The sequence below is a fragment of the Actinomadura livida genome, assembly GCF_014648675.1.
GTDB classification, from domain to species: domain Bacteria; phylum Actinomycetota; class Actinomycetes; order Streptosporangiales; family Streptosporangiaceae; genus Spirillospora; species Spirillospora livida.
Map to the genome: position 1 here is coordinate 34,728 of NZ_BMRO01000019.1, position 23,956 is coordinate 58,683.

Sequence of the window (23,956 nt, forward strand, 5' to 3'; positions counted from 1 at the left end):
CCCGGAACCGTCAGCCGCTCTGCCGCAGGGCGGGGTGGGCGCCGGCGGCGACGAGGTCGGCGACCGCGGCGCGCGGGTCCCTGCCGATCACCAGGCTCTCCCCCACCAGCACGGCGTCGGCGCCGCTGGAGGCGTAGGCGAGCAGGTCGTGCGGGCCCCGCACCCCGGACTCGGCGATCTTCACGACGTCCTTCGGCAGCAGCGGCGCGACCCGCGCGAACGTGCCGCGGTCGACGTGCAGCGTCCGCAGGTCGCGGGCGTTCACGCCGATGACCTTGGCGCCTGCCTGCACCGCGCGCTCCGCCTCCTGCTCGGTGTGCACCTCGACGAGCGGGACCAGCCCGATCGACTCGGCCCGCTCGACCAGCGACACCAGGGCGTCCTGCTCCAGCGCGGCGACGATCAGCAGCGCCATGTCGGCGCCGTTCGCCCGCGCCTCCCACAGCTGGTAGGAGGTGACGATGAAGTCCTTGCGCAGCACGCAGACGTCGACGTTGGCGCGGACCTCGGCGAGGTCCTCCAGGCTGCCGCCGAAGCGGCGCCGCTCGGTCAGCACGCTGATCACCTTGGCGCCGCCGGCCTCGTAGTCGCGGGCCAGCGCCGCGGGGTCGGCGATCGCGGCGAGCGCGCCCTTGGACGGGCTGCTGCGCTTGACCTCGGCGATCACCGAGACGCCCGGCCCGCGCAGCGCGGCGAGCGCGTCCCGCGGGGCCGGGGCCTCCGCCGCCTTGTCCTTCAGGACGTCGATCGGGACCTCTCGCTGCCTTTCGGCGAGATCGGCCCGGACGCCCTCGATGATCTCGTCCAAAACGCTCAAGGTCGCAGGCCCCCTATTTCAGGTCGTTCCGTGCACCGATCGTAGCCGGAGCGTCGTTTTTCCGGAGGGTCGGCCCCCGCAACCCGGCGGCCCGTGCGGCGCCGCACGTCCGTCAGGGCGCCAGGGCCTGCGCGAACGGCAGGTTGCGCAGAACCCAGTACACCGCGACGACACCGGCGAACGAGTAGGCCACCACCGGTCTGAACAGTACGGACCGCATCGGCATGCCCCGCACGCCCAGCACGGTCCACCGCACGTACAGGTAGCCGAGGACCGGCAGCAGGACGAAGAACAGCGGGTTGAGCCCGAACGCGGCGCCGACGTCCCAGTGCGCGAGCGCATGGACGAGCCGCGTCATACCGCATCCCGGGCAGTAGAACCCGGTCAGGGCCAGGAACGGACATCCCGGGTAGAGCCCCGCCTCGTTGGGGTCGCGGAACGCCACCAGCAGCGTCCCGGCGACGGCCGCGCCCAGCACCGCAGCCTGCGGCACCAGCCTCCGCGGCACGGTGCGCGAGCGCGGATCCTCGTGCGCGTGGACGGGCACCCGGGTCATGCGTCCAGCCTAATGCGGCCCCGGGCCGGGGAGATCAGGCGTCCAGGACGTAGCCGACGCCCCGCACGGTCCTGATCGGGTTGCCTTCGCCGAGCTTGGCGCGGAGCTGGGCGACGTGGACGTCGACGGTGCGGCTTCCGGCGCCCGCGCCCGGCCCCCAGGCGGCGTCGAGGAGCTGCTCGCGGGTGTAGACGCGGCCGGGGTTGCCCATCAGGAACTCGAGGAGGTCGAACTCGGTGCCGGTGAGGGTGACGCGGCGGTCGCCGATGACGGCGGTGCGGCCGCGGGGGTCGAGGGCGAGCGCGCCGGCGCGCAGCGGGGCGGGCGTCCCGGCGGGGGCGCCGCCGCGCAGGGCCTCGGCGACGGCGCCGACGAGGACGCGGGGACCGAACGGCCGGTCGATGCGGTGCTCGCCGAGGGCGCGGGCGATGGCGGGGTCCAGGGCGGCGCCGGTGACCGCGATGACGGGGGCGGGCCGCGCCGCCTCCGCCACCCGCCGGTACAGGTCGGCGGGCAGCGCCGACGCGGACAGGTCCAGGACGACCACGTCGGGGCGGGAGCGCCCGGCGGCCATGGGCGCGCGGGCGGGGTCGGGCTCGATCTCGACGTCGAAGCCCTCGCGGGCGAGGTAGCGGCGCTGCAGCTCCGCGACCGCGGGGTCGTGCTCGGCCACCAGGACGAGCCCGCCGCCGTCGGTGTTCACGGCCGGCCGTCCGTCCGGGCGGTGGGGTCCTCACCGCGGTCGAGGGACTTCCACATGGCGGACGGGTCCTGCTGCCCCGGCTCCTGCCCGGTCTCCTTCCCCGCGTCGGCGGCGGCTCCGCGCGGGGCCGCGCGCTCGTAGCGGGCGGACATGCCGGGCCACCGCCGGCCGCGGACGGCGGTGGCGAGGCCGGCGGCGGCGAGCAGCACGCCGCCGGTGACCGAGACCATCCACCACAGGTTGACGTCCATCGCCGGGTCGGTGCCGAGGGACATCAGGGCGCTCTTGTCGCCGGCGGCGGACAGCACGTTCGGGCGCTGGACGGCGGCGGCCGAGGCGTAGGCGATGCCGGCGCCGAACAGGGCGAGGAGGGCGCCGACGGCCGCGCGGGCGCGGCCGCGGGTCGCGAACAGCGCGGCCAGGCCCGCCAGCCCCGCCCAGCCGAGGGCGCCCGCGGCGCCGCCGAGGTCGCCGCCGGTGAGGCTCTGGGTGAGCGGGGTGATCGCGTCCTCGGCCCGGACGACGGCCCAGGTGCGCCCGGCCGCGAGGAGCGCCAGGCCCGCCCCGGCGGCGCACAGCAGCGCCGTCAGGCCGCGTTCGCGCCCGGGGGTCATCCGCCGCGCCCGGCGGTCATGACGCCGCGGCGGGTCGTTCCCCGACCGCGGCGGGAAGGACGTCGGCGTCCCAGCAGGTGCGGTCGCCGGTGTGGCAGGCGGCGCCGACCTGGTCGACCTTCACCAGGACCGCGTCGGCGTCGCAGTCCAGCGCGACCGACTTGACCCACTGCTGGTGGCCGGAGCTCTCGCCCTTCACCCAGTACTCCTGGCGGCTGCGCGACCAGTAGGTGCAGCGGCCGGTGGTGAGGGTGCGGTGGAGGGCCTCGTCGTCCATCCAGCCGAGCATGAGCACTTCGCCGGTGTCGTACTGCTGGGCGATGGCGGGCACGAGCCCGTTCGGGTCGCGCTTCAGCCGGTCGGCGATCTTGGGGTCCAGATTGGACGGTCGAGGAGCGGACATGCGAGCGAGTTTATTGCAGTCCCCCGGCGGCCGGGCGCGGGGGCGCGGCCGGGGCGCGCGGGGCTCCGCCACGAAAGGGCCCGCCCCCCGGGACGGGAGGCGGGCCCAGACGTACGACTATCGGGTGTTACAGGGGGACGACCTGGTCAGCCTGCGGACCCCGGTTACCCTGCGTCACCTCGAACTGGACGCGCTGGTTCTCGTCCAGCGTGCGGTAGCCGGAGCTCTGGATGGCCGAGTAGTGCACGAAGACGTCCGGTCCGCCGCCGTCGACGGCGATGAATCCGAAGCCCTTCTCGGCGTTGAACCACTTCACGGTGCCCTGCTGGGGCATGTCTTTCTCCTTGCGGCAAAACCTGGGCCCACACCTCGCGGGCCCGTGCGGTCGCTGCGGTACGCTCTCGCCCCCCGTACGGTCCCGGAAAAGCCAAAACGCCCGCTGCCATCAGTCCGCGGGCGTCTGGACGAACGATCGAGAACCACGACTGCAACCGACCGCCCCACCGTATCACCGCTTCCGCCTAAAACGGAGGAGCTGCAAGGTTCGCGATTCTCCCGCGGGCGAACCCTGCCGTTACCTGCCCGTTAAAGACTCCAACCGGTCTCGGTCAGGGCCTTGACAGCGCCGGTGTCGCCGGTGACGCGCACTCTCGCGACGTCCCGGCGGCCCAGCGCCCACAGCACCAGTTCGCCGACGGGGCCGTGCACGCGCACGCCTCCGGAGGCCGCTCCCCGGGCGGAGCGGCCGCGTCCGGACACCCGGAGGCTCCGCCCGTCCGGCTGGACGAGCGTTACCTCCACGTGAACTTTTCTTAGCACAAGGCGGGCAATTCTTATCCTCCGCCAGAGCAGTTCCTCGAGTTCCGGTGAGATGTCCCGCGGCTCCCAGTCGGGACGTGCGCGCAGGACGTCCTCGTGATGAACAAAGAACTCGACACCGTTGGCGATTTTGTCAACGCCGGGAAGCGCGTACGGCGAGGTCTTCGGCGGCCCCTCCCGAAACCGTTCCACCAGCCGGTCGAACGGGACGGCGCGGGCCGTCCGGCGCCGGACGCGCTCGGTGTAGCCGGAAAGCGGCGGCAGGAGGATGCCGGGCGCCGCGTCCGGCCGGCGCTCGCGGACGACGAGGTGGGCGGTGAGGTCGCGGGCGTCCCAGCCGGCGCATTTCGTGGCCGCGTCCGGCCCCGCCTCCGCCAGGGCCGCGGCGAGCAGCAGCCGCTCGCGGCGGACGGGATCGGCGCTGGAGGAGGGGTCGGGAGCTGCGGGGGCCTGGCCGTCCTCGGGCGTGCTCATCGCCCGATCGTAGAACGCGACGGAAATGCCGGGAATAAGCAGGGGGTACCGGATGGTAGGCATATCCAGGCCCGCCGAGCCCCCGGAGCCCCGTTCGCGGGGGGCGGTCCACGGGCCGCCGCCGTGATCGAGGAGTCGCCGTGCCACCTGCGTCGAGACGCGTCAGCCCGCATGTCCTGCGGGAGGGGATGGGCGTCCTGTGGGTGGCGGTGAAGGCCGAGCCGCGCGTCTTCACGCTGTCGGTGCTCGCCAGCGCGCTGTACGCGGCGATGACCGTGGCGTCCGCGCAGGTGCTCGGCTGGGCGACCCAGGAGGTGGTGCTGCCCGCGTTCGAGTCGGGGGACACGACGACCGGCGCGCTGGCCGCCGCGGCCGCGGCGATCACCGGGGTGGCGCTGCTCAAGGCGATCGGCGTGGCGGGGCGCCGCTTCTACGCGGGCCTCATGCAGTACCGGCTGCAGGCCGAGTACCGGCGCTCGGTGACCCGGCAGTACCTGCGGCTCCCGCTGGCGTGGCACCACCGGCACCCGGCGGGGCAGCTGCTGTCCAACGCCAACGCCGACGTGGAGGCGGTGTGGGCGCCGATCGCGCCATTGCCGATGGCGGTCGGCGTCGTGTTCATGCTGCTGATCGCGGCGGTGTCGATCCTGGCCACCGACCTGGTCGTCGCCGGCGTCGGGTTCCTGGTCTTCCCCGCGATCGCGCTGATCAACGTGGTGTACCAGCGGCGGCTGTCGCCCGTCGCGACCCGCGCGCAGCAGCTGCGCGCCGAGGTCAGCGAGGTGGCGCACGAGAGCTTCGAGGGCGGCCTGGTGGTCAAGACCCTCGGCCGGGAGGCGGCGGAGACCGCGCGGTTCACCGAGGGCGCGGAGGAGCTGCGGGACGCCAACGTGGCGGTCGGCAGGATCCGCGGGTTGTTCGACCCGGTGCTGGAGGCGCTGCCCAACCTGGGCGTCCTCGCCGTCCTGCTGATCGGCTCGGTGCGCCTGGAGTCGGGGGCGATGTCGCCGGGCGACCTGGTGAACGTCGCGTACCTGTTCACGCTGCTGTCGTGGCCGATCCGGGCGCTGGGCTGGGTGCTGGGCGAGGTGCCGCGCAGCGTCGTCGGCTGGCGGCGGGTCAGGGGCGTCCTGGACGCGTCCGGGTCCCTCCCTTACGGGGACGGCTCGCTGAACGGTTCCGGCGGGGGCGGCGCGACCGGGCTGGAGGTCCGGGAGGTCCGCTTCGCCTACGAGTCCGCCGGGGACGGCGCTGGGCGGCCGGTACTCCACGACGTGTCGTTCGCCACCGCCCCGGGCCGGACGATCGCGGTCGTCGGCCCCACGGGCTCGGGCAAGTCGACGCTCACGTCCCTGCTCGTCCGCCTCGTCGACCCGGCGGACGGGTCGGTGCTCCTCGACGGCACCGACCTGCGCGAGGTGCGGCAGGGCGGGATCGCGGAGACGGCGGCGCTCGTCCCCCAGCAGACGTTCCTGTTCGACGACACCGTCCGCGGCAACGTGACGCTCGGCCTGGACGTCCCCGACGAGCGGGTCTGGGAGGCGCTGCGCCTCGCCCAGGCCGAAGGGTTCGTCGCGGCGCTCTCCGACGGCCTCGACACGAAGGTGGGCGAGCGCGGAGCGACGCTGTCGGGCGGGCAGCGGCAGCGGCTGGCGTTGGCTCGGGCGCTGGTGCGGCGGCCCCGGCTGCTCGTCCTGGACGACGCCACCTCCAGCGTGGACCCGCAGGTGGAGGCCCGCATCCTGCAGAACCTGCGGGAGGTGCGGGCCGGCGAGGAGGCCGGCGGGGCGACCGTCGTGGTCGTCGCCTACCGCAAGGCGACGATCGCGCTGGCCGACGAGGTCGTCTACCTGGAGCACGGCCGCGTCATCGCGCGCGGCGCGCACGCCGGGCTGCTGGAGCGCTCGGAGGGCTACCGCAACCTCGTCAACGCCTACGAGCGGGCCGAGGCGGAGCAGGAGGCCCTAGAGGGCGGCGAGGAGGCACTGGCGTGACGACGGTGAACACGACGAAGGCGGCGGACGGCACGGGCCTGAGCGGGTCCGCGGCGACCGAGGGCGCGCTCAGCACCCTCAAGCGCGGCATCATGCTGAGCCCGGAGTTCCGGGCGGGCCTGGCCGGGACGCTGCTGCTCGCGCTGCTGTCGACGGCGGGCCGCGTGGTGGTGCCGGTCGCCGTCCAGCAGACGATCGACAAGGGCATCGGCAACCCCGGCGGCCCGGACATCGCCTTCATCCGGACGGCGGTCCTGGTGTGCGCGGTGGCGGTGGTGGTGACGGCCGTGTGCGCGTACCTGATGAACGTCCGGCTGTACAAGGCGTCCGAGGGCGGGCTGGCGGGGCTGCGGATCAAGGCGTTCCGGCACGTGCACGACCTGTCGATGCTCACCCAGAGCGGGGAGCGGCGGGGCTCGCTGGTGTCGCGGGTGACGAGCGACGTCGACCAGATCAGCCAGTTCATGCAGTCCGGCGGGCTGATGTTCCTCATCTCGATCGGCCAGCTGTTCGTGGCGAGCGTGCTGATGCTCGTCTACTCGTGGCAGCTGGCCCTGCTGGTCTGGGCGTCGTTCCTGCCGCTGGCGTTCGCGCTGCGCCTCTTCCAGCGGGTCCTGTCGCGGGCGTACATGCTGGTCCGGGAGCGGACGGCCGACATGCTGGCGGCGGTCAGCGAGTCGGTCGTCGGCGCCGCGGTGATCCGCGCGTACGCCGCGGAGAAGCGCACGGGCCGCCGCGTGGAGCGGACCGTGGAGGCCCACCGCGACGCGCAGACCCGCGCCCAGGCCATGGTCGCGCTCACCTTCCCGGTGAGCGAGCTGGTCGCCGCCGTCGCCACGGCCGCCGTCGTCATCGCCGGGACGCTGCTCGGCATCGCCGGCCAGGTGTCGGCGGGCGAGCTGATCGCGTTCCTGTTCCTGGTCACCCTGTTCGTCAGCCCGATGCAGGCGGCCACCGAGGTGTTCAACCAGGCGCAGAACGCCATCGCGGGGTGGCGGCGGGTCCTCGGGGTGCTGGACACCGTCCCGGACGTCGCCGACCCGGGCGACGACGGCGAGACGCTCCCCCGCGGCCCGATCGAGGTGCGGTTCGAGAACGTGGGGTTCGCCTACCCGGGCGGGCCGCCCGTCCTGCACGACGTCAACGTGGACATCACCCCCCGCAGCCGCGTCGCGATCGTCGGGCAGACGGGCTCGGGCAAGACGACGTTCGCCAAGCTGCTCACCCGGCTCATGGACCCGGTGTCCGGCCGCATCCTCGTGGACGGCGTGCCGCTCGACCGGGTCCGCTTCTCCTCGCTGCGCGAGCGGATCGTCATGGTGCCGCAGGACGGCTTCCTCTTCGACGCGTCCCTGGCGGACAACATCCGCTACGGCCGCCCGGACGCCTCCGACGACGACCTCGTCCTCGCCCTGACCGAGCTGGGCCTCGCCGACTGGCTGGACGGGCTCCCATCGGGCCTGGACACACCGGTCGGCCAGCGCGGCGAGTCGCTGTCGGCGGGCGAGCGCCAGCTGGTCGCGCTGGCCCGCGCCTACATCGCCGACCCGGACCTCCTGGTCCTGGACGAGGCGACCTCCGCCGTGGACCCCGCCACAGAGGTCCGCATCCAGCGGGCCCTGGACGGCGCGACCCGCGGCCGCACCGCGATCGCCATCGCCCACCGCCTCTCCACGGCCGAGGCGGCAGACGAGGTCATAGTCTTCGAGGCGGGCCGCATAGTCCAACGCGGCCCCCACAAGGCCCTGGTAACCCAACCAGGCGTCTACGCCGACCTACACACCTCCTGGGCAGCCCAAAGAACCCTGTGACAACGCGACCGATAAAGACTTGCCCGGTATCTGGTCTCGTGCGCATTCTGCTGGGGTGAGCAACGGAGTCGTGTTGGAATCGGCGGACACGCTGCACGGTCAGCTGCAGCGGGGTCTCGGGAGGGCCGCGCGGCGCGCGGCGGACAGGCGGGGCGCGGGCGAGTTCGTCTACGACTGCGTCCGGCGGGATCCGCGGTGGGATCACCAGTGCGAGTCGCGGCGGCTGTACTACGCCCGGTTGATGGTGGATCTGGAGATGCCGGCGGGGCCGGTGGCGGCGCATCTGTTCGATCCGTCCGATCTGCTGGACGGGGACGACTGGCGGGTGGATCTGGCGCTGGGTGTGCTGGCGGACCTGGTGCGGCTGAGCCGGCGGGAGGCGGCGGTGCCGCTGCGGCGGTACGCCGAGGAGGGCGCGCACTGGTTCGACGCGGTCGAGGAGCTGATCGTGCTCGGGGACCCGTCGCTGACGGCCGGCCTGGAGGACTCGGTCGCCGCCCGGTGCGACGACGCCGATCTGGAGATGCTGATTCCGGCGCAGCCGAACCCGGTGATCGAGACGTGGGCGGCGCGGCAGCCGCGGATCGCCGATGCCCGGACGCGCCGGCGGGAGGCCGGGAGGGCGGTGCGCAGGACGGTGGTCACGGCGTCCGGCCGGGAGCGGCGGAGCGAGGAGGAGTTGCTGGAGGTCGCGCGGGGCCGGGGCGAGGGCGCCCTCGCGGCGATCTTCGAGCTGGGCCGGCGGCGGACGCTGGCGCTGCTCGACCTCGCGGAGGAGCTGCTGCCGCGCGAGGGGCACGACCCGGGGCCGAGCAGGTTCGGCAGTGCGGTGCGGCGGGCTTTGCGGGAGTACGGGCCGGAGACGCTGCCGCGGGCGCGGGTGTGGGCGGCCGAACGCGGCGGGCGCGCGGAGCTGGGGTTGAGCATCCTCGCGCGCTACGGCACGCGCCAGGACGTCCCGCTGCTGATGGACGAGCTGCGCACGTCCCTCGAAGGGCGCGAGTGGCGGGCCGTCGCGAATCCGGTGGTGGGGCTCGGCCGGCTACGCGCCGGTGAGGCCGTCCCGTTGCTGAAGGCCGCTTGGACCGAGTCCCCCTACGCCTATTTGAGACCGCGAATACTGACCGCGTTGACACGGACCGCCCCGCACACGGCGGAGGCCTACACCATCGAGGGGCTCTGGGACTGCGAGGAAGGGGCGCGGTGCGAGGCCGCGCGATCGGTGCCGCTGACGCGTGAGACGCGGATCCGGCTGCAGCGGCTGCACCACGATCCCGCCGAGGAGACCGATGTCCGCACCGCCGCGGGGGCACGCCTGATGACCTGAGACTTCGGTGAACCCGGCGGGGCGGGCGCGCGTATACACCTGCTGAATCGCGCGTACACCCCGGAGGAAGCGATGAGTCCCCGACACCATCTCGTCCCGAAGAAGCAGGCCCTGCTGTGCGCAGCGGCGGCGCTGGCGCTGCCGCTGGCGGCCGGTTGCGGCGGCTCCGGCGACCCGAAGAAGCCGGAGCCGGCCAGCCTGCAGGAGCTCGCGGAGCAGACGAACTGCTCGGTCACCGGCAAGCGCAAGGTGGCCGACATGGAGCAGGGGAACTGCAAGAACGACCTGGGCCGCTACGTCCTGGTCAGCTTCTCCTCCGACAAGAAGATGAACACCTGGCTGGAGGAGGCCAAGCCCTGGGGCGGCGCGTACCTGGTGGGGGCGAGCTGGATCGTGGTGAGCGAGCAGAAGACGCTGGAGACGATCCGCAAGGACCTCGGCGGGAAGATCGTCCACGGTGACGACCACAGCTGGGGCGACGGGAACGGCGGGCACGGGAACGGCGGCGGTCACGGGGGCGGCGAGCACGGCGGCTGAGCCCCGCTGACCAGCAGGACCCCCCAGCGTTCCAGGGCGGGGCCGGTGCGCGCCAGGACGCGCCGCGCGGCCAGGCCGCGGCCGATCGTGCCCGGGTGCAGCAGCGGGTGCCCGGGGCCGTCGACGACGATCCGGACGGCGGCGACCGGCCGGGCGCCGGCCCGCGCGGCGACCAGCGCGGACTCCATGTCCGCGACCCGCGCGCCCTGCGCGGCCAGGACGGCCCGCTCCCGGCCGCGGACGATGCGCGCGGTGGTGACCAGCGGCCCCACCTGGACGCTGAGGCCGTCCCTGATGAGCTCCTCGGCGAGCAGGCGCGGCGCGCTGCACGGCACCGGCCGGGTGTCCCGCCCGGTGCCGCGGATCTCGTCGGCGACGAGGACGTCGCCCGGCCGCAGCCGCTCGTCGAGCGCGCCGCCGAAGCCGACCGTGACCAGGGCGGCGCAGTCGTCCGGGAGCCGGTCGGCGCGGCGGGCGCGGTAGCCGATGACCACGACGGGGGTCCGGGCGAGGCCGCGGCGGACGGCGCGGGCCTCCATGCCCAGGGCCGCGCAGACCACCGGCCCGACCACCGGCAGCGACTCCACCGCGTCGTCACTGATCACCGCTCCAGCGAAACACGATGTCACCCGGAGATCCAGTTGCGTCACCGCGGAGTACCACATCCGTGCCGTGCGAATCCGTCCCGCGGAGGGCGCCGGCGGGCGGTGCTCCCCATAGACTCGCCATCATGATCTCCACTCCCCTGCGGCGGAAGCTGGCCGTCCTTCCGTTCGTCCTGCTGCCGCTCGGCGCCGCCGCGGCGTGCGGCGGTGAGAACAGCAGCACCGACTGCGGTGTGAACTCCTGCACGATCACGTTCGACCGCGGCGTCGAGGCGAGCGCGTCCATCCTCGGCGTGAAGGCCGAGCTGGTGGAGGTGCGCGGCCAGCTGGTCACGCTGAAGGTCGCGGGACAGACCGTGACGGTGCCGGTGGGCGAGGGCGAGCAGTCCGAGGGCTTCGACGTGTCGGTGCAGTCGGTGACCGAGGACCAGGTCGTCGTGAAGATCTCCAACACCGGCGGCGGCTGAACCCCGCTACGATTCGCTCATGCGTTCGATGAGCGTCGCGGAGCGCCGGGCCCGGCTCGGCCTTCGCCACCGGCTGTCCCCCCGCACCAGGACCGACGACCCCGCCGCCATCGCGCGGTCGCTGGTGGTGCTGCACGCGACCGACCCGGCCACCGTGTTCCTGTCGGTCGCGGCCCGCAGCACCGGTGCCGTCCCTGCGGCGGTGGAGCGGGCGCTGTACGACGACCGGACGCTGCTGCGGATGCTCGCGATGCGCCGGACGATGTTCGTCGCGCCCGTCGAGCTGGTCCCGGTGCTGCAGGCGTCCACGGCGAACGCCCTGGCCGCCAAGCAGCGCGCGACCTATGCCCGGATCATCGAGCGCGGCAGCGACATCACCGACGCGCCCGCCTGGTTCGCGGCGGCGGAGGAGGCCGCGCACCGGGCGCTGCTGGCGCGCGGCGGGGCGACCGGCGCGCAGCTCAGCGCGGACGAGCCGCTGCTGCGCACGCAGGTCGACCCGTCGCCCGGCAAGTCGTACTCCAAGCCCGCGAACGTCACCACGTGGATCCTGGTCACGCTCGGCTGCGAGGGGCGCATCGTCCGCGGGCGCCCGAACGGGACGTGGGTCAGCAGCCAGTACCGGTGGTCGCCCGTCGAGACCTGGCTGCCCGGCGGCATCGAGGAGGTCCCGGCCGGCACCGCCCGCGCCGAGCTGGTGCGCCGCTGGCTGCGCGCGTTCGGGCCCGCGCCCGTCGCCGACCTGAAGTGGTGGACGGGCTGGAACGCCGGCGACGTCCGGAAGGCGCTCGCGCTCCTCGACGTCACCGAGGTCGACCTGGGCGGCGCCACCGGCGTGGTGCTGTCGGACGACCTGGAGCCCGAGCCGGTCCCCGAGCCGTGGGCCGCGCTGCTGCCCGCCCTCGACGCGACACCGATGGGCTGGCGCGAACGGGGCTGGTTCCTCGGCGACCACGGCCCGCGGCTGTTCGACCGCAACGGCAACATCGGCCCGTCCGTCTGGTGGGACGGCCGGATCGTCGGCGGCTGGGCGCAGCGCAAGGACGGCGAGATCGCCGTCCGCGTCCTGGAGGACGTCGGGGCCGACGCCGAGGCGGCGATCGAACGCGAGGCCGCACGCCTGGCGGCCTGGTACGGCGACATCCGCGCGACGCCCCGCTTCCGCACACCGCTGGAACGGGAGCTCACGTCCTGACGCGGCCGGCCCGCCCGCGGGCTCAGCGGCCGGGACGGCCGGTGAGGACGGCCGCCCTGCGCTTCGCGCCGCCGCGGCGGACGATGGTGATGACGAACGCGACGACCGCGAACAGGGCGAGGCCGACCGCCGCGAAGAGGGCGAAACCGAGGTAGGCGTTGACGGTGTCGTCCGGCGTGACGAGCAGCGGGCCCTCGGTGCCGCCGCAGCGGAGCGTCGCCGTGCCGGTCACGGGCGACTCGAACGTGGCGGTGTAGCGGTAGGCGGGGCGCTCCGTGGCGCTCCAGGCGTTCTGCCTGGTCAGCTGGATGTAGCCCGACCGGCCCTCCATCTCCACCGAGCACGCGAACGGGGAGGACTGGCCGGTGCGCACGTAGATGAAGTAGCCGTGCCCGTCGGAGAGCCGGACCTGCACGCCGGAGGCGGGGTCGCCGGTCGCCGGCGGGCCGTCCGCGACGCGTGAGTCGTCCCACAGCAGCCCGAACACCGCGACGCATCCCGCGATCGCCACGAGCAGCACCAGGACCGGCAGGGCGTACCAGCCCGCACTCGGCCGGATGGGCGGCGCCTGCGCCCAGGGCGGCCCTGCCTGGCCCCGCCCGGGGGGCGGCGGTCCCATCGGCGGGTTCGGCCCGGGCCACATCGGTTTCCTCCCTGCCGGTTGCGCGAAAACGTAACGATCTCAGACAAGTTCCCACCGCCGCCAGGTATCTCCTTTGTAAGGGGCCACGGATCGCCCCGTTCGGGCGCGTCACTAATGGGGCATCGGCACGTCCGGCGGCGGCGCTCGCATTCGTCCGGACCGGCTACCTTACTAACTAGTAGCAAAGAGGCGGCATCATGGAGACAGGCGTTCGGGAGGCAGCATGGCCCCGTGGGACCGACTGCCCGCGCCACCGGTCCGGCTCCGGCGCGGACTCGCCCCCTACACCGTCGAGCGGGACATACCCGTCACCATGCCGGACGGCGTGACGCTCCTCGCCGACCGGTACGTCCCGGCCGGCGTCGCCCGCCCGCCCACGATCCTGGTGCGCACCCCCTACGGGCGCCGCGGCCCGGCCGCGCTCGCCAACGGCCTGCTGCTCGTCCCCTTCGGTTTCCAGCTGGTGGTGCAGAGCGCGCGCGGGACCTTCGGGTCCGGCGGCGAGTTCGACCCGCTCGGCAGCGAGCACGCCGACGGGCTCGCCACCGTGGAGTGGCTGAAGCGGCAGCCGTGGTTCCACGGCACGTTCGCCACCTACGGCGCCAGCTACCTCGGCTACTCCGCCTGGGCGGTCGCCGCCGAGGCGGGCCCTGAGCTGAAGGCGATGTCCCTGCAGATCACCGCGTCCTCGTTCCGGGACGCCGCCTACGTCGGCGGGTCGTTCGCGCTCGAGTCCACCCTCACCTGGACCGACCTCACGCAACGGCAGACGCAGCCGCTCGGGATGCTGACCGCGCCGCTGCTGTCCCGCCGCCGCGCCGTCCGCGCCGCCCGCTCCGGCCGCCCCCTCTCCGAGCTGGACGTGCTGACCGGCGGCCGGCCGATGCGCTTCTACCAGGACGTCCTCGCCAACCACGCGGCCGCGGACGGCTACTGGGACACCCGCGACTTCAGCGGGACGGTCGGCACCGTCGAGGCGCCCGTCAACCTCCTCGGCGGCTGGTACGACGTGTTCCTGCCCTGGCAGATCAAGGACTACCTGGCGCTGCGCGCCGCCGGGCAGACCCCGTACCTGACCATCGGCCCCTGGTGGCACACCGACGCCCGGCACGGCCTCCCGGCGCTGCGCGAGTCGCTCGCCTGGTTCCGCGCCCACCTGCTGGGCGACACCTCGGGACTGCGCCCCGACCCCGTCCGCGTCTACGTGACGGGCGCGCGGGAGTGGCGGCACTTCGCCGACTGGCCGCCGCCCGGGGCCCGCCAGGTCCGCTGGCACATGCACGCCGGCTGGGGCCTCGGCGAGGACGGCCCGCTGCCCGCCTCCCCGAGCACGTACCGGTTCGATCCGGCCCGCCCGACGCCCGCGCTGGGCGGCCCCACCCTGCTCGGCAGCTCCCGCCCCGTCGACAACCGGCCGCTGGAGCGGCGCCCGGACGTCCTGGTGTTCACCTCACCGCCCCTGGAGGACGACCTCGACGTGATCGGCCCGATCGGCGCCGACCTCTTCGTCCGCTCCGACCGGGCGCACACCGACTTCATCGTCCGGCTCTGCGACGTCGCCCCGGACGGGACGTCCCGCAACGTCTGCGAGGGCGGCCTGCGGCTCCCCTCCCCCGCCGAGAAGCCGGTCGGGACGGACGGCGTCCGCCGTATCGCCGTCGACCTGTGGCCGACCGCCCACCGCTTCGCCCGGGGCCACCGGGTCCGCGTCCACGTCACCAGCGGCGCCCACCCCAAGGTCGCCGCCAACCCCGGCACGGGCGACCCCCTGGCCACCGCCAGCCGGATGGTCAAGGCGGCCCAGGAACTCTTCCACGACCCGGACCGCCCCTCAGCGATCATCCTCAGCGTTCACGGGCGTGGGTCCTAGACGCCCGGGGGCCTGTTCAGCGGACGGGGCGCCCCGCGTCGCGCAGGGCGGACTTGACCTCGCGGATCTTCAGCTCGCCGAAGTGGAAGACGCTGGCGGCGAGGACGGCGTCCGCGCCCGCCTCCACGGCCGGCGCGAAGTGCTCGACGGCCCCGGCGCCGCCGCTCGCGATGACCGGCACGGTGACCGTCTCGCGGACGCGGCGCAGCATCTCCAGGTCGAACCCGGCCTTGGTGCCGTCGGCGTCCATGGAGTTCAGCAGGATCTCGCCGACGCCGAGCTCCTGGCCGCGGCGGGCCCACTCGATCGCGTCGATGCCCGTCCCCTGCCTGCCGCCGTGCGTGGTCACCTCGAAGCCCGAGGACGTCCCCCCGGCGCGCCGGGCGTCGACCGACAGCACCACGCACTGCGACCCGAAGCGGTGCGCGGCCTCGCGGAGGAACTCGGGGCGCGCGATCGCGGCCGTGTTGATCGACACCTTGTCGGCGCCGGCGCGCAGCAGCCGGTCGACGTCCTCGACGGTGCGGACGCCGCCGCCGACCGTGAGCGGGATGAACACCTGCTCGGCGGTGCGGCGGACGACGTCGTAGGTCGTGGAGCGGTCGGCGCTGGACGCGGTGATGTCCAGGAACGTGAGCTCGTCGGCGCCCTCGGCGTCGTAGCGGCGGGCCAGCTCGACGGGGTCGCCCGCGTCCCGCAGGTTCTGGAAGTTGACGCCCTTCACCACGCGCCCGGCGTCGACGTCCAGGCACGGGATCACCCGCACGGCCACGGTCACTTGACGGCCTCCAGCGCCTCTTCGAGCGTGAACGCCCGCGCATAGAGGGCCTTCCCGACGATCGCGCCCTCGAGCCCGCCCCGACCAACCGACCCCGACCTACCGCCTCGGCCGTCGGGAACGAGCCCGGCGAGGGCCCGCAGGTCGTCCAGGGACGACACGCCGCCGGACGCGATGACGGGCCTGTCGGTCCGCGAGCAGACCTCGCGGAGCAGCTCGGTGTTGGGGCCGCGCAGCGTGCCGTCCTTGGTGACGTCGGTGACGACGTACCGGGGGCAGCCGTCGTCCTCCAGGCGGGCGAGGACCTCCCACAGGTCGCCGCCCTCCCGCGTCCAGCCGCGGGCGGCGAGCGTCGTGCCCCGCACGTCCAGCCCCACCGCGATCTTCTCGCCGTGCGAGGCGATGATCTTGCGGCACCACTCGGGGTCCTCCAGCGCGGCCGTGCCGATGTTCACGCGGGCGCAGCCGGTGGCGAGGGCCGCCTCCAGCGACGCGTCGTCGCGGATGCCGCCGGACAGCTCCACCTTCACGTCCAGCCGCCCGGTCACCTCGGCGAGCAGCTCGCGGTTGGAGCCGCGCCCGAACGCCGCGTCCAGGTCGACCAGATGGATCCATTCCGCTCCCGCGCGCTGCCAGGCGAGCGCCGCGTCCAGCGGGGCGCCGTAGGAGGTCTCGGTGCCCGCCTCGCCCTGGACCAGGCGGACGGCCCGGCCCTCGGCGACGTCAACGGCGGGAAGGAGCGTCAAAGTCATGCGGAAACCCAATCGAGGCAGGTGGTGCGGGACGTGTCAGGCGAGGGTGCCGAGCCAGTTGCGGAGGAGTTCGGCGCCCGCGTCGCCGGACTTCTCGGGGTGGAACTGGGTGGCGCACAGCGGGCCGTTCTCGACGGCGGCGACGAAGCGGCCGCCGTGCTCGGCCCAGGTGACCAGGGGCGCCTCGATGAGGCCGGTCGGGTCGGGCTCCAGGTCCCAGCGGCGGGCGGCGTAGGAGTGCACGAAGTAGAACCGGGCGTCCGCCAGGCCGCGGAAGAGGGTGGTGCCCTCGGGGGCGTCCACGGTGTTCCAGCCCATGTGCGGGACGACCGGCGCTTCGAGGCGGTCGACCGTGCCGGGCCACTCGTCGCAGCCCTCGGTGGTGACGCCGTGCTCGATGCCCTTGGTGAACAGGATCTGCATGCCGACGCAGATGCCGAGGACGGGCCGGCCCCCGGCGAGGCGGCGGCCGATGATCTGGTCGCCGCGCACCGAGCGCAGGCCCGCCATGCACGCGGCGAACGCGCCGACGCCGGGCACGACCAGGCCGTCGGCGGCGAGCGCGGCGTCCCAGTCGGCGGTGACCGTCACGTCGGCGCCCGCGCGGGCGACGGCGCGTTCGGCGGAGCGCAGGTTCCCCGAGCCGTAGTCGAGGATGACGATGTCCTTCACGCCCACAGGAAACCCCCGGTGACCGCCAGCGCGGCGAGGACGAGCACGATCAGCGCCGCGATCTTGAGGCCCTGCTTGACGAAGCTGTAGACGCCCGCCAGCAGGAACACCGCGACCGCGAAGAGCGCGACGTTGCCGTAGGTGAAGTGCAGGTCGCCGATGTGCACGGCTACAGGGCCCCCTTGGTGGACGGGATGCCGTGCACCTTCGCGTCGAAGGCGACGGCGTCGCGCAGCGCGCGGGCGAGGGCCTTGAACTGCGCCTCGACGATGTGGTGCGCGTTGCGCCCGTACGGGACGTGGACGTGCAGCGCCACCCGCGCGTTGGACACGAACGACTCGAAGATGTGCCGGGTCATCGTGGTGTCGTAGTCGGGGCCGATCATCGGGGCCATGCCGTCCGGCTCGGCGTGCACGAGGTAGGGGCGGCCCGAGACGTCCACGGTGACCTGCGCGAGCGCTTCGTCCAGCGGGATCGACGCGTCGGCGAAGCGGCGGATGCCGGCCTTGTCGCCGAGCGCCTCCCGGAACGCCTGGCCGAGGGCGATGGAGGTGTCCTCGATCGTGTGGTGGCTGTCGATGTGCAGGTCGCCGGTGGTCTTGACGGTCAGGTCGAACGACCCGTGCTTGCCGATCTGGGCCAGCATGTGGTCGAAGAACCCCACGCCGGTCGCGACGTCGACCTGCCCGGTCCCGTCGAGGTCGATCTCCACGAGGACCTGGGTCTCCTTGGTCCCGCGCTCGATCCTTCCCTTGCGACTCACTGACTCTCCTTAATATCGCCGACGGAGTCGGGGCGGGGGGTGTGGGGGGCCGTCCCCCCTCGTGATTGGCGCAGTCCGGTGCGGAACGCGGCCATCTCCTCCGGGGTGCCGATGGTGACCCGCAGCCACTCGGGCGGTCCCACCTCCCGGATCAGCACGCCGCGCTCGAGCAGGTTCTCCCAGACCCTCCGGCGGTCCGGGAACGTCCCGAACAGGACGAAGTTGGCGTCGGAGTCGGCCACCTCGAAGCCCGCGCCGCGCAGCCACGCGACGAGGCCGTCGCGTTCGCGGCGCAGCGCGTTGACGCCGCCGAGCAGCTCCTCGCGGTGGGCGAGGGCCGTGCGGGCCACGGCCTGGGTGACGGCCGACAGGTGGTAGGGCAGCCGGACGAGCAGCAGCGCGTCGAGGACGGCGGGATCGGCGGCCAGGTAGCCGAGCCGCGTCCCGGCCATCGCGAACGCCTTGGACATCGTCCGGGTGACGATCAGCCGCGGGTGGCCGTCCAGCAGCGTCAGCGCGGACGGCGTCTCGGCGCGGCGGAACTCGCCGTAGGCCTCGTCGACGACGACCATGCCCGGCGCGGCGCCAGCGACGGCCTCGATCGTCTCCAGCGGCAGCGCGGTACCGGTCGGGTTGTTCGGCGACGTGAGGAACACGATGTCGGGGCGGTGCTCCGCGACGGCCGCGACCGCGCGGGCGGGGTCGATCCCGAAGTCCTCGTCGCGGCGGGCGGCGATCCAGCGCGTCCCCGACACCTCGGTGATGATCGGGTGCATCGAGTAGGACGGCTCGAAACCGAGCGCGGTGCGGCCCGGCCCGCCGAACGCCAGCAGGATCTGCTGGAGGATCTCGTTGGAGCCGTTCGCGGCCCACACCCGGGCTGCGGTGAGCCCGACGCCGGGGGTGTCGGCGTTGAGGAAGGCGGCGAGGTCCTCGCGGAGGGCGACGGCGTCGCGGTCGGGGTAGCGGTTCAGCGTCCCGGCGACGTCCATGACGGCCTCGCCGAGGGCCTTCACCAGCCGCTCGGACGGCGGGTACGGGTTCTCGTTGGTGTTCAGCGCGTACGGGACGTCCAGCTGGGGCGCGCCATAGGGTTCGCGGCCGCGCAGGTCGTCCCGCAGCGGCAGGTCGTCGAGCGAGGTCACGAAGGTATCGTCCAATCACCGTGCTTGTCTGGTACGGCTCCGCCGAAACGGGCCTTCAGGGCGGCGCCATGGGCGGGCAGGTCCTCCGCCTCGGCGAGCGCGACGACGCGGGCCGTGGCCTCGGCGAGGGCGTCGCGGCCGTACTCCACGACGTGGACGCCGCGCAGGAACGACTGGACCGACAGCCCGGACGAGTGGCAGGCGCACCCGCCGGTCGGCAGGACGTGGTTGGACCCCGCGAGGTAGTCGCCGAGCGAGACCGGCGCGTGCCGCCCCACGAAGATCGCCCCGGCGTTGCGGACGCGGGCGGCGACCGCGGCGGCGTCCGCGGTGTGGATCTCCAGGTGCTCGGCGGCGTAGGCGTCCACGACCTTCAGGCCGGCCTCGACGTCGTCCACGAGCACGATGCCGGACTGCCGCCCGGCGAGGGCCTCGGTGATCCGCTCGGTGTGCTTGGTGCGGGCGACCTGCGCCTTCAGCTCGGTCTCGACCTCGTCGGCGAGCCGCGGCGCGTCGGTGACCAGCACGGCGGCGGCGAGCGTGTCGTGCTCGGCCTGGCTGATCAGGTCGGCGGCGACGTCGACCGGGTCCGCGGTGGCGTCGGCGAGGATCGCGATCTCGGTGGGGCCGGCCTCGGCGTCGATGCCGATCACGCCCTTGAGCAGCCGCTTGGCGGCGGCGACGTACACGTTGCCGGGGCCGGTGACGAGGTCGGCCCGGCGGCACTCCTCGGTGCCGTAGGCGAACATCGCGATCGCCTGCGCGCCGCCGGCGGCGTACACCTCGTCGACGCCGAGCAATGCGCACGCGGCGAGGATCGTCGGGTGCGGCAGGCCGCCGAACTCGCGCTGCGCGGGCGAGGTGACGGCCAGCGAGGCGACGCCCGCCTCCTGCGCGGGGACGACGTTCATGACCACGCTGGACGGGTACACGGCCCGCCCGCCCGGCACGTAGAGGCCGACCCGCTCGACCGGGATCCAGCGCTCGGTGACGGTGCCGCCCGGCACCACCTGCGTGGTGACGTCGGCGCGGCGCTGGGCGCGGTGCACGATCCGCGCGCGGCGGATGCTCTCCTCCAGCGCGTCGCGGACGGCCGGGTCGAGGCCGGCGAGCGCCCGGTGGACCGCCTCGACCGGGACCCGGACCTCGTCCAGTTCCACACCGTCGAAGTTCTTCGTGTGCTCCCGGACCGCCGCGGAGCCCCGATGCCGGACGTCCTCGCAGATGGGCCGCACCTTGTCCAGGGCGGCCTCGACGTCGAGATCGGCGCGGGGCAGCACGGAGCGCAGGTCGCCGGGGAGCGAGCCGCGCAGGTCGATACGGGAAATCACCCGTCCAGTCTACGGAGTGCGATCCACCGCTCGCCCCGTGTCTCAGGTGCCGAGACGGAGGTGTCGGTCACGCAGGAAGGCCCCGGTCACGCCAGGAACTCGCCGTCGAGGACGGTGACCGCCGTGCCGGAGAGGACGACCCGGTCCCCGCGCAGGGCCACGCGGACGTATCCGCCGCGCGCCGACGCCTGGAAGCCGGTCATGGTGTCGCGGCCGAGGCGCTCGGCCCAGTACGGCGCGAGGGCGCAGTGCGCCGAGCCGGTGACGGCGTCCTCACCGTCTCCGGGCAGGACGCGCGGGGCGAGGAACCGGGACACGAAGTCGTGGTCGCGGCCCGGCCCGGCCGCCGCGGTGACGATCACGCCGCGGGCGTCGATCCCGGCGAGCGCGGGGACGTCGGGGCCGAGCCCGCGGACGGCCTTCTCGTCGGCGACCTCGGCGAGCACGTCGTTCTGGGCGTTGCGCCCGGCGGCCGCCACCGGGACGCCGAGCGCTTCGGCGAGTCCGGCGGGGACGTCGATCGGGTCGGGCGGGCAGGCCGGGAAGTCCATGGACAGGTCTCCCGTCCCGTCCCCGGCGACGGTGAGGACGCCGCTCTCCAGCGTCCGGAAGCGGATCGGCGCGCCGGGCGCCGCGATCCCGGTGGTGTACAGGGCGTGCGCGGCGCCGAGGGTGGCGTGGCCGCACAGCGCGACCTCGACCACCGGCGTGAACCAGCGCAGCTCGAACTCCGCGCCGGGGTCGTCGACGGGGCGGACGAACGCGGTCTCGGCGTGCTTCATCTCGGCGGCGACCCGCTGCATCCACCCGGCGTCGGCGGCGTCCTGGAGCAGGCACACCGCGGCGGGGTTGCCGGCGAACGGGCGGTCGGTGAAGGCGTCCACGACGAGCATCCTCATGCCGCCGACGCTACCGGCCGCCCCCGCGGGGACGGCAGGGCCGATCGCCGGGAGTGGCCCGCTTCCGGCGCCGGGCCGGAACCGTGCCGCCGTCTTGACCAGCGAGATGACTCGGCCGCTTCACAGTGTGAAAAACGAGCCCTTACCAAGATCATCCACTTGGACGTACTCTGGCGTAACAAGGCGTTCCCCCCGGGGGCGCCCGGAAGCGTGGGAGAAGAAGTGTGACCGAGCGGCTCGCCCTGTTCCCCCTGGGCACCGTGCTGTTCCCAGGGCTCGTCCTCCCGCTGCACCTGTTCGAGGACCGGTACCGGCGGCTGGTCTCCGACCTGCTGGACCGGCCCGAGCCCCGCTGCTTCGGCGTCGTCGGCATCGAGCTCGGCCACGAGGTCGGCGAGGGCGCGGCGCACCGGCTCGCCGAGGTCGGCTGCGTCGCCGAGCTGCGCGAGAGCACGCAGCACCCCGACGGGCGCTACGACATCGTGACGGTCGGCTCCCGGCGGTTCCGGCTGAAGGAGCTGGACCGGTCCCGGCCCTACCTGCAGGGCGAGGTGGAGTACCTCCCCGAGGACCCGGGCGCGGACCCCTGGCCCGTCGCGCGGCACGTCCACCGGCTGTACCGGCTGTACCGGCACCGCGTGGGCGCGTCCGGCGCGGGGCGGCTCGCGGAGGAGAAGGTGCCCGCCGAGCCGGTGGCCCTGTCCTACATGATCGCGGCGTCGCTCGTCCTGGACGGCCACGACAAGCAGCGGCTGCTGGAATGCGAGGACGCCACCCTCCGCCTGGAGGCCGAACGCGACCTGCTGGCCAGGGAGAACCGCATCCTGGAGGTGCTCCCGATGATCCCGGCCGGGCAGTTCCTGGACGGGTCGTTCCACCCCAACTGACGCGATCGCGGGAGACTGCCCCCATGAGCACCGCGAAATCCAGGGGCGGCAAGGCGGCACGGGGCGGCACGGGCACGCCCGCGACGGTCGCCGCCGCCCGGGCGAAGATCGAGTTCACGCTGTACTCCTACGAGGCCGACCCGGACGCCGAGTCCTACGGGGAGGCCGCCGCCGACGCCCTCGGCGTCCCGCACGGGCGGCTGTTCAAGACGCTGCTCGCCGAGGTCGACGGGCGGCTGACCGTCGGCGTCGTCCCCGTCTCGTCGAGCCTGGACCTGAAGGCGCTCGCCGCGGCCGCCGGCGGCAAGAAGGCGCGGATGGCCGACCCGCGCGACGCCGAGCGCGCCACCGGCTACGTCGTCGGCGGGATCAGCCCGCTCGGGCAGCGCCGGACGCTGCCGACCGTGATCGACGAGTCGGTGTCAGCGCTCGCCACCGTCTACGTCTCGGCCGGCCGGCGCGGACTGCAGATCGAGCTGGTGCCCGCCGACCTCGTCCGGCTCACCGGCGCCCGGCTCGCCCCGATCGCCCGCGGGTAGCCGCTTGACGACCAGTTCCAGCAGCGCGTACGCGGCGACGGCGGGCAGCGCCCAGGAGACGAGGAGGCCCTTGGCGCGCAGCTCGGCGACACCGGTCACGGTGGTCCGGTCGGGCGCGGTCCGGACCGCCTCCTGGAAGTCCGCGAGCCCGATCGCGTGGCCGGTCCGCCACGCGAGCAGCGCCGCGGCGCAGCCGCCCAGGGCCAGCCCGAGCAGCAGCGCGATGTCGTTGCGGCGGCCGCCGGCCCGGTAGGCGGCGGCGCCGCACAGCAGCCCCGCGACGGCGCAGACCAGCGCGAACCGCGCGTCGACGCCGATCGGGCCCTGCCCTTCCGGGTCGGCGAGGAGGGCCTCACCCTGGACGATCACATACGTCACCTCGGGGACCGTGACGGCCCAGAGGAGCCCCGCGAGCGGTCCGAGGAGCGTCATGATGGCGGCGATGACCACTCCAGCAGCCCAGGGCCTCGCCGCGAAGAACCGCACCGCCAAGAGCCTCCCCGCGGGTCCCCGCACCTCGTACGCTCCTAGATGTGAGTCCACTGACAGCGAAAGCCTAGCCTGCCCGATTCCGGCCCACGATCGCCCCGACTACTGGGATAATGTGCCCGACATGTCCGGATTCAGTCCCGCGTTCGAACGCCTCGGCGCCGCGCTGGCGGCCGTCGTCCTGCAGCAGCAGGAGACGCTCGCCGAGTTCCTGCCGCGCGAGGACTGGAGCGCCGACCTGACCGCCCGCACCTACTCCAGCGGCGGCGTCACCGTCCGGGTCTCGCTGCTCGGCAGCTACGCCGCCCGGGAGCGGACCTGGCTGTGGGGATGGGCGAACCCGCAGTTCGGCGACGCGCACCCCGCCGTCACCCCGACCCTGGGCATCCGGACGCTCGGCGAGCGGCTCGGCATCACCGAGTTCACCACCCCCGAGGTCGACCTGTCCTGGTACGAGGGGCCCGCCGGGCACGGCGGCGAACTGGTCGCGATGGCCGCGGGCGGCGTCCTCGGCGGCGGCGGGTACATCGGCGCCGGCTACGACGGCGGCTCGGCCTACCTCCACGTGGACGACCCGCAGGCGCCGCCCGCCCGGTGGGACCCCGTCACGGTCCCCCGGCTGCTGACCAACGCGGCCGCCCTGTTCCCGCACGAGCCTCGGCTGACGCTCGCGGGGCTGCTGTCGCACCACCGCGTCCCGTTCCGGCAGACGGACGTGCTCACCGAGGCCCTGCCGGCCGGCGGCGGGACCGCCCGCGCCACCTTCGACGGACTCGGCCGCTTCGTCGGCTGGAAAGCGGAACTGACCCCCGTCTCCCTCGGCACCTGACCCTCGCGCCCGGGCCGGTGCGAGGCACCCGGCCGGG

General features: G+C 74.1%; 28 protein-coding genes. 10 read left to right on the top strand and 18 right to left on the bottom strand.

The features are described 5' to 3' along the window. Window positions 1–10 precede the first annotated feature (10 nt). The 7 genes from trpC to IEZ03_RS32720 form a co-directional block, all read right to left on the bottom strand. A complete protein-coding gene (trpC, locus tag IEZ03_RS32690; protein ID WP_184886121.1) occupies window positions 11–817 on the bottom strand; it encodes an indole-3-glycerol phosphate synthase TrpC in 807 nt (268 codons plus the stop codon). A gap of 112 nt (window positions 818–929) precedes the next feature. Further along, on the bottom strand, window positions 930–1,373 hold the full coding sequence (locus tag IEZ03_RS32695; RefSeq protein WP_184886123.1) for a DUF2752 domain-containing protein: 444 nt from the start codon (window positions 1,371–1,373) through the stop codon (window positions 930–932). A gap of 34 nt (window positions 1,374–1,407) precedes the next feature. After that, window positions 1,408–2,076, bottom strand: a complete 669-nt coding sequence (locus tag IEZ03_RS32700) for a response regulator transcription factor (RefSeq protein ID WP_184886125.1) — start codon at window positions 2,074–2,076, stop codon at window positions 1,408–1,410. Continuing rightward, the gene (locus IEZ03_RS32705) at window positions 2,073–2,690 is read right to left on the bottom strand and encodes a TIGR02234 family membrane protein (protein WP_184886127.1); all 618 of its coding nucleotides are present in this window, start codon (window positions 2,688–2,690) and stop codon (window positions 2,073–2,075) included. Before IEZ03_RS32705 ends, IEZ03_RS32700 begins: the two co-directional genes overlap by 4 nt. 16 nt (window positions 2,691–2,706) lie before the next feature. Continuing rightward, window positions 2,707–3,093: a phosphoribosyl-AMP cyclohydrolase gene (gene hisI / locus IEZ03_RS32710; protein ID WP_184886129.1), complete on the bottom strand. Its 387-nt coding sequence runs from the start codon at window positions 3,091–3,093 to the stop codon at window positions 2,707–2,709. Between the two features lie 127 nt (window positions 3,094–3,220). After that, window positions 3,221–3,427, bottom strand: a complete 207-nt coding sequence (locus IEZ03_RS32715; RefSeq protein WP_018657218.1) for a cold-shock protein — start codon at window positions 3,425–3,427, stop codon at window positions 3,221–3,223. A gap of 251 nt (window positions 3,428–3,678) precedes the next feature. Next, the gene (locus tag IEZ03_RS32720; RefSeq protein WP_132046659.1) at window positions 3,679–4,386 is read right to left on the bottom strand and encodes a TIGR03085 family metal-binding protein; all 708 of its coding nucleotides are present in this window, start codon (window positions 4,384–4,386) and stop codon (window positions 3,679–3,681) included. 188 nt (window positions 4,387–4,574) lie between these two features. On the opposite strand from IEZ03_RS32720, the gene IEZ03_RS32725 reads away from it, so the two are divergent. The 4 genes from IEZ03_RS32725 to IEZ03_RS32740 all read left to right on the top strand — a co-directional run bounded on the left by IEZ03_RS32725 (window position 4,575) and on the right by IEZ03_RS32740 (window position 10,055). Then, the gene (locus tag IEZ03_RS32725; RefSeq protein ID WP_189241262.1) at window positions 4,575–6,380 is read left to right on the top strand and encodes an ABC transporter ATP-binding protein; all 1,806 of its coding nucleotides are present in this window, start codon (window positions 4,575–4,577) and stop codon (window positions 6,378–6,380) included. Between the two features lie 92 nt (window positions 6,381–6,472). Then, window positions 6,473–8,191 (top strand): ABC transporter ATP-binding protein, encoded by a 1,719-nt coding sequence (locus IEZ03_RS32730; protein WP_184890748.1) that lies wholly within the window; start codon window positions 6,473–6,475, stop codon window positions 8,189–8,191. 55 nt (window positions 8,192–8,246) lie between these two features. Next, a complete protein-coding gene (locus IEZ03_RS32735; RefSeq protein WP_229808721.1) occupies window positions 8,247–9,518 on the top strand; it encodes a hypothetical protein in 1,272 nt (423 codons plus the stop codon). Between the two features lie 72 nt (window positions 9,519–9,590). After that, a complete protein-coding gene (locus IEZ03_RS32740; RefSeq protein ID WP_184886131.1) occupies window positions 9,591–10,055 on the top strand; it encodes a hypothetical protein in 465 nt (154 codons plus the stop codon). Here the strand turns inward: IEZ03_RS32740 and IEZ03_RS32745 are convergent. Beyond that, on the bottom strand, window positions 10,028–10,660 hold the full coding sequence (locus IEZ03_RS32745) for a phosphorylase family protein (RefSeq protein WP_184886133.1): 633 nt from the start codon (window positions 10,658–10,660) through the stop codon (window positions 10,028–10,030). The genes IEZ03_RS32740 and IEZ03_RS32745 overlap by 28 nt on opposite strands. Window positions 10,661–10,785: 125 nt before the next feature. Here IEZ03_RS32745 and IEZ03_RS32750 point away from each other — a divergent pair, with 125 nt between their 5' ends. Together IEZ03_RS32750 and IEZ03_RS32755 are read left to right on the top strand one after the other, a co-directional pair. Further along, entirely contained in the window at window positions 10,786–11,127 is a 342-nt protein-coding gene (locus tag IEZ03_RS32750) for a hypothetical protein (protein WP_184886135.1), read from the top strand. Window positions 11,128–11,146: 19 nt separating this feature from the next. After that, on the top strand, window positions 11,147–12,322 hold the full coding sequence (locus IEZ03_RS32755; protein ID WP_184886137.1) for a winged helix DNA-binding domain-containing protein: 1,176 nt from the start codon (window positions 11,147–11,149) through the stop codon (window positions 12,320–12,322). Between the two features lie 22 nt (window positions 12,323–12,344). On the opposite strand, the gene IEZ03_RS32760 is transcribed toward IEZ03_RS32755, so the two are convergent. Then, entirely contained in the window at window positions 12,345–12,965 is a 621-nt protein-coding gene (locus IEZ03_RS32760; RefSeq protein WP_184886139.1) for a hypothetical protein, read from the bottom strand. A gap of 223 nt (window positions 12,966–13,188) precedes the next feature. Between IEZ03_RS32760 and IEZ03_RS32765 the strand changes: the two genes are divergently transcribed. After that, window positions 13,189–14,835, top strand: coding sequence for a CocE/NonD family hydrolase (locus IEZ03_RS32765; protein WP_184886141.1), 1,647 nt, complete (start codon window positions 13,189–13,191; stop codon window positions 14,833–14,835). Between the two features lie 16 nt (window positions 14,836–14,851). On the opposite strand, the gene hisF is transcribed toward IEZ03_RS32765, so the two are convergent. The 8 genes from hisF to IEZ03_RS32805 form a co-directional block, all read right to left on the bottom strand. Continuing rightward, complete coding sequence (gene hisF / locus IEZ03_RS32770) at window positions 14,852–15,613, bottom strand: imidazole glycerol phosphate synthase subunit HisF (protein ID WP_184886143.1); 762 nt, start codon at window positions 15,611–15,613, stop codon at window positions 14,852–14,854. Next, window positions 15,610–16,365 carry a bifunctional 1-(5-phosphoribosyl)-5-((5-phosphoribosylamino)methylideneamino)imidazole-4-carboxamide isomerase/phosphoribosylanthranilate isomerase PriA gene (gene priA, locus IEZ03_RS32775; RefSeq protein ID WP_184886145.1) on the bottom strand — a complete coding sequence of 252 codons (756 nt, stop codon included), beginning with the start codon at window positions 16,363–16,365 and terminating at the stop codon, window positions 15,610–15,612. The genes hisF and priA overlap by 4 nt, the downstream gene beginning before the upstream one ends. 36 nt (window positions 16,366–16,401) lie before the next feature. Continuing rightward, entirely contained in the window at window positions 16,402–17,037 is a 636-nt protein-coding gene (hisH, locus tag IEZ03_RS32780; RefSeq protein WP_184886147.1) for an imidazole glycerol phosphate synthase subunit HisH, read from the bottom strand. Further along, window positions 17,034–17,204 (bottom strand): CG2302 family histidine operon protein, encoded by a 171-nt coding sequence (locus IEZ03_RS32785; RefSeq protein ID WP_184886149.1) that lies wholly within the window; start codon window positions 17,202–17,204, stop codon window positions 17,034–17,036. The genes hisH and IEZ03_RS32785 overlap by 4 nt, the downstream gene beginning before the upstream one ends. A gap of 2 nt (window positions 17,205–17,206) precedes the next feature. Beyond that, window positions 17,207–17,800 (bottom strand): imidazoleglycerol-phosphate dehydratase HisB, encoded by a 594-nt coding sequence (gene hisB / locus IEZ03_RS32790; RefSeq protein WP_184886151.1) that lies wholly within the window; start codon window positions 17,798–17,800, stop codon window positions 17,207–17,209. Further along, the gene (locus tag IEZ03_RS32795) at window positions 17,797–18,945 is read right to left on the bottom strand and encodes a histidinol-phosphate transaminase (RefSeq protein WP_184886153.1); all 1,149 of its coding nucleotides are present in this window, start codon (window positions 18,943–18,945) and stop codon (window positions 17,797–17,799) included. Before IEZ03_RS32795 ends, hisB begins: the two co-directional genes overlap by 4 nt. Beyond that, a complete protein-coding gene (gene hisD, locus IEZ03_RS32800) occupies window positions 18,942–20,276 on the bottom strand; it encodes a histidinol dehydrogenase (protein ID WP_184886155.1) in 1,335 nt (444 codons plus the stop codon). Before hisD ends, IEZ03_RS32795 begins: the two co-directional genes overlap by 4 nt. An 86-nt stretch (window positions 20,277–20,362) precedes the next feature. Continuing rightward, complete coding sequence (locus IEZ03_RS32805; RefSeq protein WP_184886157.1) at window positions 20,363–21,175, bottom strand: PhzF family phenazine biosynthesis protein; 813 nt, start codon at window positions 21,173–21,175, stop codon at window positions 20,363–20,365. Window positions 21,176–21,399: 224 nt separating this feature from the next. Between IEZ03_RS32805 and IEZ03_RS32810 the strand changes: the two genes are divergently transcribed. Both IEZ03_RS32810 and ybaK read left to right on the top strand, forming a co-directional pair. Continuing rightward, a complete protein-coding gene (locus tag IEZ03_RS32810; protein WP_184886159.1) occupies window positions 21,400–22,062 on the top strand; it encodes an LON peptidase substrate-binding domain-containing protein in 663 nt (220 codons plus the stop codon). Window positions 22,063–22,085: 23 nt separating this feature from the next. Then, window positions 22,086–22,601 (top strand): Cys-tRNA(Pro) deacylase, encoded by a 516-nt coding sequence (gene ybaK, locus IEZ03_RS32815; protein ID WP_184886161.1) that lies wholly within the window; start codon window positions 22,086–22,088, stop codon window positions 22,599–22,601. Here ybaK and IEZ03_RS32820 read toward each other — a convergent pair. Further along, the gene (locus tag IEZ03_RS32820) at window positions 22,485–23,117 is read right to left on the bottom strand and encodes a hypothetical protein (RefSeq protein ID WP_229808722.1); all 633 of its coding nucleotides are present in this window, start codon (window positions 23,115–23,117) and stop codon (window positions 22,485–22,487) included. The two genes, ybaK and IEZ03_RS32820, sit on opposite strands and share 117 nt — an antisense overlap. Before the next feature lie 97 nt (window positions 23,118–23,214). Here IEZ03_RS32820 and IEZ03_RS37345 point away from each other — a divergent pair, with 97 nt between their 5' ends. Then, window positions 23,215–23,919: a DUF6882 domain-containing protein gene (locus IEZ03_RS37345; RefSeq protein WP_132046645.1), complete on the top strand. Its 705-nt coding sequence runs from the start codon at window positions 23,215–23,217 to the stop codon at window positions 23,917–23,919. The last annotated feature ends 37 nt before the right edge of the window (window positions 23,920–23,956 follow it).

Coding starts and splice junctions, on each gene's coding strand:
- IEZ03_RS32695 (WP_184886123.1), bottom strand. CDS start 1,373: ATGACCCGGGTGCCCGTCCACGCGCACGAGGATCCGCGCTCGCGCACC.
- IEZ03_RS32705 (WP_184886127.1), bottom strand. CDS start 2,690: ATGACCCCCGGGCGCGAACGCGGCCTGACGGCGCTGCTGTGCGCCGCC.
- hisI (WP_184886129.1), bottom strand. CDS start 3,093: ATGTCCGCTCCTCGACCGTCCAATCTGGACCCCAAGATCGCCGACCGG.
- IEZ03_RS32715 (WP_018657218.1), bottom strand. CDS start 3,427: ATGCCCCAGCAGGGCACCGTGAAGTGGTTCAACGCCGAGAAGGGCTTC.
- IEZ03_RS32720 (WP_132046659.1), bottom strand. CDS start 4,386: ATGAGCACGCCCGAGGACGGCCAGGCCCCCGCAGCTCCCGACCCCTCC.
- IEZ03_RS32725 (WP_189241262.1), top strand. CDS start 4,575: ATGGGCGTCCTGTGGGTGGCGGTGAAGGCCGAGCCGCGCGTCTTCACG.
- IEZ03_RS32730 (WP_184890748.1), top strand. CDS start 6,473: ATGCTGAGCCCGGAGTTCCGGGCGGGCCTGGCCGGGACGCTGCTGCTC.
- IEZ03_RS32740 (WP_184886131.1), top strand. CDS start 9,591: ATGAGTCCCCGACACCATCTCGTCCCGAAGAAGCAGGCCCTGCTGTGC.
- IEZ03_RS32750 (WP_184886135.1), top strand. CDS start 10,786: ATGATCTCCACTCCCCTGCGGCGGAAGCTGGCCGTCCTTCCGTTCGTC.
- IEZ03_RS32755 (WP_184886137.1), top strand. CDS start 11,147: ATGCGTTCGATGAGCGTCGCGGAGCGCCGGGCCCGGCTCGGCCTTCGC.
- IEZ03_RS32760 (WP_184886139.1), bottom strand. CDS start 12,965: ATGTGGCCCGGGCCGAACCCGCCGATGGGACCGCCGCCCCCCGGGCGG.
- IEZ03_RS32765 (WP_184886141.1), top strand. CDS start 13,189: ATGGCCCCGTGGGACCGACTGCCCGCGCCACCGGTCCGGCTCCGGCGC.
- priA (WP_184886145.1), bottom strand. CDS start 16,365: ATGACTTTGACGCTCCTTCCCGCCGTTGACGTCGCCGAGGGCCGGGCC.
- IEZ03_RS32805 (WP_184886157.1), bottom strand. CDS start 21,175: ATGAGGATGCTCGTCGTGGACGCCTTCACCGACCGCCCGTTCGCCGGC.
- ybaK (WP_184886161.1), top strand. CDS start 22,086: ATGAGCACCGCGAAATCCAGGGGCGGCAAGGCGGCACGGGGCGGCACG.
- IEZ03_RS37345 (WP_132046645.1), top strand. CDS start 23,215: ATGTCCGGATTCAGTCCCGCGTTCGAACGCCTCGGCGCCGCGCTGGCG.